This is a genomic window from Neobacillus drentensis (assembly GCF_036966985.1).
GTDB lineage: Bacteria > Bacillota > Bacilli > Bacillales > Cytobacillaceae > Neobacillus > Neobacillus drentensis_E.
Genome location: NZ_JBALSN010000044.1, coordinates 12548 through 22230, shown reverse-complemented (window position 1 = coordinate 22230; position 9683 = coordinate 12548). Strand labels below are relative to the sequence as shown.

Sequence of the window (9683 nt, the reverse complement as noted above, 5' to 3'; positions counted from 1 at the left end):
GACAGGCACAGTCCTCCATCCAAGAACCGTCTGCCCTTCTTCTTCAACCATTTTATTGATATAAGACTCTATTTTTTCTCTTTCTAAATCATTTTTTGAGAAAAAAAGCATCCCTACCCCGTATCGCCCTTTTTCAGGTAATTGGACGTTCTGAAGGGTATTACGGAAAAACGCATCCGGAATCTGGACCATGAGTCCAGCTCCATCTCCTGTTAATGGATCACTTCCTTGTCCGCCGCGGTGATCTAGTTTACAAAGCATGCTGAGACCTTTTTTTACAATCTCGTGAGATGCAATCCCTTTAATATGGGCATACAAACCAATTCCACATGCATCATGTTCATATTCTGGGCGGTAGAGACCTTGTGCTTTTGGTAGTTGATGAAATGTCATTACTATCTCCCCCGTTCTTAATTTTCCGATAAATCAGTATGATAGTAATTTTATGTTTTAATATACATATAAACAATATATAATTCAGATTAAATCAATCTCATTTTTATATGAATGGAGTGTATACGGTGGAACTACGTCAATTACGGTATTTTATGGAGGTTGCTGAGCGCGAACATGTAACCGAAGCGGCAGATAATCTCAATGTCGCACAGTCGGCCGTAAGTTTTCAGATTGCTAAATTAGAAGATGAACTTGGAGTACGTTTATTTGAACGAACCGGAAGGAACATTAAGTTAACGCAGATTGGAATGATCTTTTTAAGCCATATAAAAAAAGCGGTAAAATTGATCGATGAGGCAAAAGAAAAAGTGGATGAGTATTTAGATCCTCAATCAGGTACCATCAAAATTGGTTATCCAACAAGTCTAGCAAGCTACTGGCTTCCAACCGTTATCTCCGCCTTTCGAACAAAACAACCAAATGTTGTTTTCCATTTGAGGCAAGGCTCTTATCAATATTTAATCGATGCCGTTAAGAATGGTGAAATTGATCTAGCGTTTATTGGGCCTGTCCCAACTAAGGATCCTGATATTGAGGCAAAGATACTATTTACAGAAAACATCTCTGCTTTGCTCCCTTCCAACCATGCACTTGCCGACCGAAAAAGGATAGAACTTAAAGAGTTACGAAACGATTCCTTCGTTTCATTCCCGCAGGGATATGTTCTTCAAAAAATAGCCATAGAGGCGTGCAAAGAAGCAGGCTTTGTACCAAATATTACCTCAGAGGGAGAGGATTTGGATGCGTTAAAGGGACTGGTTTCAGCAGGCATTGGGGTATGCCTCTTACCAGAAAGCACCGTTTATGACTCCATTCCAAGGTTTACCGTAAAAATACCGATAAGTTCCCCTCAAGTAAAACGAACAGTCGGCCTCATCACACCAAAATACAGAGACCTGGCACCTTCCGAAAACCTCTTCTACCAATTTGCAATTGATTTCTTCCGTGTATTAGAGCAGTTTCAATAGGTGTCAGGCACCTTTAAAAGACACTTTTGTTCAGTTGTCCATATGGGATGGACATTATAAATACAGATAGGAAAGTATTTTCTTAAATCCAAAAAGCCTGCCTAAATGCAGGCTTTCCTATTTTGGCTCATCTTCCTTGATGAACCTCTTTACAACAGATATTAATATCAACGAAATGCCTTAGATCCTATATCTGTTCGGTAATGAGCACCTTTAAAAGATACCTTTTCTACGGATAAGTAAACCAAATCTCTCGCTTCCTTCAAATGATCGCCAATGGCAGTGATTCCCAGTACTCGGCCGCCATTTGTTAGCATTTCGTCATCCTCTAAAGTGGTACCAGCATGGAATACAATAGCCGGATCAGTTACATGATCCAATCCTTCTATTACCTGGCCTTTTTCGTATGGACCTGGATAACCTGCTGAAGACATGATGACGCAAACTGCTGACTTGTCTTTCCATTTCACCTCAACATTCTCTAATTCACCTGAGAGACTTGCTATCAAGATATCAAGTAAATCCGTCTCTAACAGAGGCAGAACTACCTGTGTTTCTGGATCGCCAAAGCGTGCATTATATTCAATGACTTTTGGACCTGATTTTGTCAGCATCAAACCTGTATAGAGAATTCCCTCATATGGGCAGCCTTCCTCTACCATAGCCTTTGCAGTTGGTTCGACTAATTCATGAATAATCTGCTCAACGATGGATGGATCAATATGTGGTAACGGCGCATACGTTCCCATCCCACCAGTGTTAGGTCCCTTGTCGCCATCATATACCGGCTTATGGTCCTGTGCCGGTACCATAGCCTTTACCGTAGTCCTATTCACAAAAGCAAGTAGGGTTAATTCTTCTCCTTCCAAAAACTCCTCCACAACCACCCTCGCCCCCGCCGAGCCAAAGGAAATTTCTTTCATCATACTTTGAAGTGCTTCTTCAGCTTCTTCAATTGTTTTTGCTACAACGACACCTTTTCCTGCAGCTAAGCCATCTGCTTTTATTACGATTGGTGCCCCTTCGTTGCGGACATAGGCGAGTGCTTCATCATATGTAGTAAAAGAAGCATATTTAGCAGTCGGAATCTGATACTTCATCATTAATTCTTTAGCGAACGCTTTACTTCCCTCTATCAATGCCGCTTCCTTTGAAGGGCCATATACCGCTAATCCCTGCTCTTTAAAATAATTGACAATACCTAATGAAAGAGGCTCTTCGGGTCCAACAAAAGTAAGATCAATTTGTTCCTTTTTAGCAAAATCGGCTATTTTCTCTATTTCTGAAACATCGATTGAAACACATTCTGCTAACTCTGCAATCCCAGGATTGCCAGGCGCACAATAAATTTGAGTAACTTTAGGACTTTGAGACAGTTTCCAAACAATCGCATGCTCACGGCCGCCTCCCCCTACAACTAACACCTTCATTTCTTCTTACCTCCTAGTGTTTAAAATGTCTTATTCCTGTAAACACCATGCCGCCTCCTTATTCGCCAGTCTTTGGATCACTTCTGGTAATAATTTGTGCTCTAGCTCCTGAATCTTTTTTATCAATGTTTCCCTTGTCTCTTCCGAATCAATTCTAACTGCTCGCTGCTCTATAATTGGTCCTGTATCCATTCCTTCATCTACAAAATGGACTGTGACCCCGGTTACCTTTACCCCATAATCGAGCGCTTGACCAATAGCATCTTTTCCTGCGAATGCTGGTAATAAGGACGGATGGACATTAATTATTTTTCGATCGTAAGCCTGGAGTAAAACATGACCTAGCAGTCTCATATATCCAGCCAGCACGATAAAATCCACCTCCAGTTGTGTTAACTTTTCAAGAATCTCTTCTTCATAGGCTTGTTTGTTTGGATAGTCCTTAGCCATAAAAGTAAACACCGGGATCCGTTCATCCCCTGCTTTCTGGACTGCCAGGGCTTCAGGACGGTCACTAACCAGTAAAACCACTTCAACGTTATTGAATTTTTTTGATTTTATGGATTCTAAAATCGCAGCAAAATTAGAACCCGTACCAGAAGCAAAAACGGCAATCTTCATACTTACTCCTTCTTGAAAACGACGTCCTCAGTACCCTTTTGCACTGTACCTATAACATAGGCATCCTCACCCAAGGTTTGCAGGTGCTCAATAATGGCCGCGGTGTCTGTAGATTCTACGACTAGAATCATACCGATGCCCATATTAAAGGTTCGGAACATATCATAATCTGAAATTTGACCTGCTTGTTGAATAAACGGAAAAATCTTAGGGATCTTCCATGAACCCTCTTTAATTTCAGCCTGTAATCCATTGGGAAGGACTCGTGGAATGTTGTCATAAAAGCCGCCGCCTGTAACATGGACGAGACCAGAGACAGAAAATTTCTTAATCGTTGCAAGCACAGATTTCACATAAATTTTAGTTGGTTCAAGCAACACTTCTCCCAATTCAGCCCCTAATTCATCCACATAGTCATCTAATGAGAGCTTAGCATCCTCCAATAGAACCTTGCGGACAAGTGAAAACCCGTTGCTATGTACTCCACTTGAAGCTAACCCAATAAGTGCCTGGCCTTCTTGTACTTTTGATCCATCAATGACATGTTTTTGATCAACCATACCAACCGTAAAGCCTGCAATATCATATTCCTCATCCTGGTACATTCCCGGCATCTCGGCAGTTTCACCGCCAATTAGTGAACACCCAGCCTGTACACAGCCATCTGCAATTCCTTTAACAATGGCTTCAATTTTTTCCGGGATGATCTTATCGCAGGCTAAATAGTCTAGGAAAAAAAGCGGTTCGGCCCCTTGGACGATGATGTCATTCACACACATGGCAACAGCATCGATACCAATGGTATCATTTTTGTTCATGGCAAAAGCAATTTTCAATTTGGTCCCTACTCCATCTGTACCAGAAACAAAAACAGGTTCTTCCATCTTCGATAAATCTGGTTTAAATATGGCCCCAAAGCCTCCTAGTCCCGTTAAAACCTCTGGCCGGAATGTTTTTTTTACATGTTTTTTCATTCTTTCAACTGCTTCATTTCCCTCATCGATATTGACTCCAGCTTGGCGGTAAGCATCACTCACTTCGTTTCTCTCCTTTACGGTAAACTTGCAGAGATTTCCTGCATGTTGAGCTTTTTTAATATTCCCGAACGCATAATGTTAGGAATGGCATTCCGCCAGGTTTCATCCAATTTAGTGATTGGATTAGAAAACACGATCTTTCCATTATGTGTAATTGTAAGTTCCTGACCTTTTACCTTACCAATTTCTTTTATTGATACCTCTAACTGTTGCGCAGTTTCTTTTATCTTCTCGGCATGATCCGGAGAAACGGAAAGAATGATTCGAGATTGAGATTCACTAAAAAGGCTAAAGTCCGTTCGAAGTTCTTCGGCTAATTGAATTTCTGCACCCAGCTTCCCACTTATACAGCTTTCTGCAAGAGCAACTGCTAATCCGCCTTCTGCCGTATCATGAGCGGATTGCACCAATCCTTCTTGAATCACCTTAAGGGTAAATGCTTGAATCTTCTTTTCCAAATCAAGGTTTAACTGTGGTGGACGCCCTTCGATCTTTCCTGTCATTATTTTTTGGTATTCTGACCCGCCTATTTCTGCTTTGGTTTCCCCAATTAAAAAAATTACATCTCCGTCTTTTTTAAATTCTTGAGTAGTAATATGGTCGATATCCTTAATTAACCCTACCATGCCAATGGTTGGTGTTGGAAAAATAGCTTTTCCTTTTGTCTCGTTAAATAAGCTGACATTTCCGCCAATAACCGGAGTATTGAGTTGACGGCACGCTTCACTAATTCCATCCGCAGCCTTTTCAAACTGCCAGAAGATTTCCGGCTTTTCCGGACTTCCAAAGTTCAAGTTATCGGTAATAGCTAAAGGCTCCGCACCGGAACAAATGACATTACGGGCCGCTTCGGCTACCGCGATAGCTCCTCCAACAAAAGGATCAAGATAAACATACCTTCCGTTGCAATCCGTTGTCATTGCCAGGGCTTTCCGTGTTCCACGAATAGCAACGACAGCCGCATCCGATCCAGGTATGACAGCGGTATTTGTTCTAACCATATAGTCATACTGTTGATATACCCACTCTTTGCTGGCAATCGTAGGTGATGCTAGCAGCAGCTGCAGAACAGAATTATAATCCTTTGGCTCTTCGATGGATGCAGTTATGTCTAATGATGAATATTGTTCGTAATACGGCGCCTCTTTCGATGGCTTACAATACACTGGCGCATCTTCTGCAAGCTTGTCCGCGGGTATTTCCGCAACAATTTCTCCCTTGTGAAGTAAACGGAGTTGGTTATCATCAGTCACTTTGCCAATCACAGAAGAGTGGAGTCCCCATTTATCAAATATCTTCTTTACTTCCCCTTCTTTTCCTTTTTTCGCAACGACCAGCATTCTTTCTTGTGATTCGGAGAGCATCATTTCGTAGGCACTCATTCCTTTCTCGCGCTGTGGAACGAGATCAAGATCCAGTTCTACGCCATTTCCCGCTTTACTGGCCATTTCAGAGCTGGAGCTGGTTAACCCTGCTGCCCCCATATCTTGTATCCCAACCACATGACCAGAGGCAATCAATTCAAGAGTCGCTTCCAGCAGCAATTTTTCCATAAAAGGATCGCCCACTTGGACGGCTGGACGTTTCGCTTCGGAATTTTCACTCAACTCTTCTGAAGCGAACGTAGCGCCATGAATGCCATCTCTTCCGGTAGCAGCCCCCACATAAATGACAGGGTTATCGATCCCTTTAGCCACACCTTTTTGAATTTCATCATGGTTAATCAAACCCACACACATGGCATTAACAAGGGGATTTCCTTCATAAAAAGCATCAAAGTAAATCTCTCCTCCAACCGTAGGAATACCCATACAGTTACCATATCCGGCAATTCCCGCGACCACATTTTCAAAGATATATTTCGTTTTTGGGTTATCAAGTTCGCCAAAACGCAGCGAATTCAATAAAGCGATCGGGCGGGCACCCATTGAAAACACATCCCGAATAATGCCTCCAACCCCTGTTGCCGCACCTTGATAAGGCTCAATGGCAGAAGGGTGATTGTGGCTTTCAATTTTAAACACCACTGCTTGATTATCACCGATATCAACAATACCTGCTCCTTCTCCAGGGCCTTGCAAGACGTGCGGGCCGGAAGTCGGAAAACGTTTGAGAACTACCTTCGAATTTTTATAGCTGCAATGCTCGGACCACATGACACTAAATATGCCGGTTTCCGTATAATTGGGTTTCCGCCCAAGTATTTCAATTACTTTATCAAATTCATCATCAGTTAATCCCATTTCCCGATAGACCTTCTGCTCGACGATTTGCTCGGGAGTTGGTTCTTTATGCTGTACCATATTGTTTCCTCCAGTAACTTAAAATAGATGAAAACATACGTTTTCCGTCATCTGTTCCCAGCCATTTATGAACCGCACGTTCCGGGTGGGGCATTAATCCTAAAACATTTCCTCTCTCATTGATGACCCCTGCAATCTCAGAAATCGACCCATTTGGATTCGTCCCTTTATACCTGAATACGATTTGATTGTTCTTTTCTAATTCCTCCAAAGTCTCTTGATCACAGTAATAATTACCATCGCCATGTGCGATCGGAATACGTATCGTTTCGCCTTCCTGATAGTCTAATGTGAACGGAGTTTGGTTGTTTTCTACTATTAAATCAATGAAGTCACAATGAAATTTCAAACGTTGATTTCTTCGTAATGCACCTGGTAAAAGATTAGCTTCTGTTAGAATTTGAAACCCATTACAGACACCAAGAATCAATTTCCCTTCTTCAGCGGCTATTTTCACCTGCTCCATGACAGGAGACAAGCTTGCAACAGCCCCTGGACGCAAATAATCCCCGTAGGAAAACCCCCCTGGAACAAGAATTGCATCATATTTTGATAGGTCCGTTTCAAGATGCCATACATATTCGACAGACTGTTCAATCGTATCTAACACTGCTTTATACATGTCTACATCACAATTTGAACCAGGAAAAACCAGTACAGCAAAGTTCATCTTATTCCCCTCCTATCCTTTCTGCTTGGTTAGATCAAAGCGAAAGTCTTCAATCACTGTATTGACCAACAGCTTCTCGCACATATCCGTTACTCGTTCTTCTGCCGCATTTTGATCATCGCTATAAATTTCAAGTTCCATGTATTTCCCTATTCGTACATCTCCAACTTCATCATATCCAAGAGAATGCAACGACTCATGAACGGCATTTCCTTGTGGATCTAGTACACTTTCTCTTAAGGTTACATATACTTTTGCTTTAAACATTGACATTACCCCCAATTCTCCGCAGTATTTCCTGATAGGCTTCCTCAACGTTCCCTAAATCCTGCCTAAACCGATCTTTATCTAACTTTTCCTCTGTAAGGGCATCCCAAAATCGACACGTATCTGGAGAAATTTCATCCGCTAAGATAATAGTGCCAGTTGGGGTTTTTCCAAACTCTAATTTAAAGTCAACTAAGATAATATCTTTGTTTAAAAGATACTCTTTTAAAATCTCATTGATTTTTAGGGCTTGTTTTCGAAGTTCAACCAATTCTGGCTCTGAAGCGAGTCCAAGAATGGCAATATGATCATTGTTAATCAAAGGGTCCCCCAATTCATCATTCTTATAGTAAAATTCCACAATGGGTCCTGGGAGTTCCTTTCCTTCCTTCCATCCCAGCCTTTTTGCAAGTGAGCCCGCTGCTATATTTCGAACAACAACCTCAATTGGGATAATCTCTACTTCCTGAACAATCTGCTCTCTGGATGAGATTCTTTTAATAAAATGGTTTACCACGCCTTTTTCTTTTAACAAACTTAGAAAAATGGCACTAATTTCATTATTTAGAGTTCCTTTCCCTGAAATTTGCCCCTTTTTCTCGCCATTGAAGGCAGTGGCATCATCTTTATATTCAATCCAATACTTTCCTGGTTCTGATGTTTTAAACACTTTTTTCGCTTTTCCTTCATAAAGCTGTTCTAATTTTTCCATTATTTTTCACTCTTTTCACTCGTTGGTTATGATTTTTAGCAGGACGACTCTAATCCACGTTCCCATATGACCAAATTCCAAGATCCTTAATTTGCTTGTCGATTTGCTCGAGAGTTGCGCCTAAAAAATTAATGTGACCCATTTTCCTATTTTCTACGCTTTCCTTTTTGCCATATAAATGTAGTTTGGCTGTTGGTGGAAGCTGTTCTATTTTATCTAGCACCTTACTTAAATGCTGACCTAAAATATTAACCATGATAATCGGACTTAAAAGAGTAGTATCCCCTAAGGGCAGGCCACATATTGCCCGAATATGCTGTTCAAATTGAGAAGTAATACATGCATCCATTGAATAATGCCCGGAATTATGAGGTCTTGGTGCTAACTCATTTACGATAATTTCACCCTCATTCGTAAGGAACATTTCGATCGCAATTAATCCTACTATTTGTAAGCAGTCAGCTATTTTCAATGCTGTAGTTTCCGCTTGAATCCTTTGCTCATCGGTAATTCTTGCGGGAACGAAGGACTGATGCAGGATATTATTAATATGAACATTTTCGGCTACTGGGAAGGTCTTTGTTTGACCGTGGATATTTCGGGCTACAATAACTGATATTTCTTTGCTGAACGGGATAAATTGTTCGATGATCATATCCATCCCTGCCTTTTTCCAAGCCTCAATTGCAATTGTAATGTCATCCCTGCTTTTTATAACCCATTGCCCTTTCCCATCATAGCCCCCTGTAGCTGTTTTCATTATGTAAGGCAATCCGAAATGATCTATAGCCGTTTCAATGTTATTTTCCGATTGTATGACCAAGAAAGGAGCTACTGGCACATGGAAGGACTTTAAGGTGGATTTTTCTAGGATGCGATTTTGGGTTATTTTGAGAAGTTCGCTTCCTTGAGGTACAAATGATGTAGTTTCTAAAATGGAGGTTATAGTAGAATCTACATTTTCAAATTCATAAGTAATAACATCTGAGGAATCGGCTAGATTTCTAACAGCTTTGAGCTCAGAATAGGGAGCTGTGATTTGCAGATCTGCCACTTGTCCACATGGTGAGTTAGGTGTCGGATCCAAAGTAATGAAGCGATATCCCATGTTTCTACCAGCAATTGAAATCATTCTTCCTAACTGGCCTCCTCCTAAAATACCAATCGTTGAGCAGGGTTTAATGACGGTCAAAACATTTTTCCTCCTTCATCCTTTTTT

Annotated in this window: 10 protein-coding genes; 1 reads left to right on the top strand and 9 read right to left on the bottom strand. The window is 41.2% G+C overall.

Features of this window, described 5'->3' with window-relative positions; genetic code table 11:
- A partial coding sequence (locus tag V7659_RS03320; protein ID WP_335538079.1) for a hypothetical protein occupies positions 1 to 393 on the bottom strand: 393 nt, incomplete at its 3' end.
- Positions 394 to 521: 128 nt separating this feature from the next.
- Between V7659_RS03320 and V7659_RS03315 the strand changes: the two genes are divergently transcribed.
- Positions 522 to 1424 (top strand): LysR family transcriptional regulator, encoded by a 903-nt coding sequence (locus tag V7659_RS03315; protein ID WP_335538077.1) that lies wholly within the window; start codon positions 522 to 524, stop codon positions 1422 to 1424.
- Between the two features lie 167 nt (positions 1425 to 1591).
- Here V7659_RS03315 and purD read toward each other — a convergent pair whose 3' ends face one another.
- From purD to purK, 8 genes are read right to left on the bottom strand one after another with little or no spacing between them, the layout of a single operon-like run.
- Complete coding sequence (purD, locus tag V7659_RS03310; protein ID WP_335538076.1) at positions 1592 to 2854, bottom strand: phosphoribosylamine--glycine ligase; 1263 nt, start codon at positions 2852 to 2854, stop codon at positions 1592 to 1594.
- 30 nt (positions 2855 to 2884) lie between these two features.
- The gene (purN, locus tag V7659_RS03305; protein ID WP_335538075.1) at positions 2885 to 3475 is read right to left on the bottom strand and encodes a phosphoribosylglycinamide formyltransferase; all 591 of its coding nucleotides are present in this window, start codon (positions 3473 to 3475) and stop codon (positions 2885 to 2887) included.
- 2 nt (positions 3476 to 3477) lie between these two features.
- Positions 3478 to 4512: a phosphoribosylformylglycinamidine cyclo-ligase gene (purM, locus tag V7659_RS03300; protein WP_335538073.1), complete on the bottom strand. Its 1035-nt coding sequence runs from the start codon at positions 4510 to 4512 to the stop codon at positions 3478 to 3480.
- A gap of 14 nt (positions 4513 to 4526) precedes the next feature.
- The gene (gene purL, locus V7659_RS03295; protein ID WP_335538071.1) at positions 4527 to 6815 is read right to left on the bottom strand and encodes a phosphoribosylformylglycinamidine synthase subunit PurL; all 2289 of its coding nucleotides are present in this window, start codon (positions 6813 to 6815) and stop codon (positions 4527 to 4529) included.
- Positions 6802 to 7485 carry a phosphoribosylformylglycinamidine synthase subunit PurQ gene (gene purQ / locus V7659_RS03290; protein ID WP_335538070.1) on the bottom strand — a complete coding sequence of 228 codons (684 nt, stop codon included), beginning with the start codon at positions 7483 to 7485 and terminating at the stop codon, positions 6802 to 6804. The genes purL and purQ overlap by 14 nt, the downstream gene beginning before the upstream one ends.
- Before the next feature lie 12 nt (positions 7486 to 7497).
- Positions 7498 to 7752: a phosphoribosylformylglycinamidine synthase subunit PurS gene (gene purS, locus V7659_RS03285; protein WP_335538067.1), complete on the bottom strand. Its 255-nt coding sequence runs from the start codon at positions 7750 to 7752 to the stop codon at positions 7498 to 7500.
- Entirely contained in the window at positions 7745 to 8464 is a 720-nt protein-coding gene (purC, locus tag V7659_RS03280) for a phosphoribosylaminoimidazolesuccinocarboxamide synthase (protein ID WP_335538066.1), read from the bottom strand. The genes purS and purC overlap by 8 nt, the downstream gene beginning before the upstream one ends.
- A gap of 49 nt (positions 8465 to 8513) precedes the next feature.
- On the bottom strand, positions 8514 to 9656 hold the full coding sequence (gene purK, locus V7659_RS03275; protein WP_335538065.1) for a 5-(carboxyamino)imidazole ribonucleotide synthase: 1143 nt from the start codon (positions 9654 to 9656) through the stop codon (positions 8514 to 8516).
- Positions 9657 to 9683 lie beyond the last annotated feature (27 nt).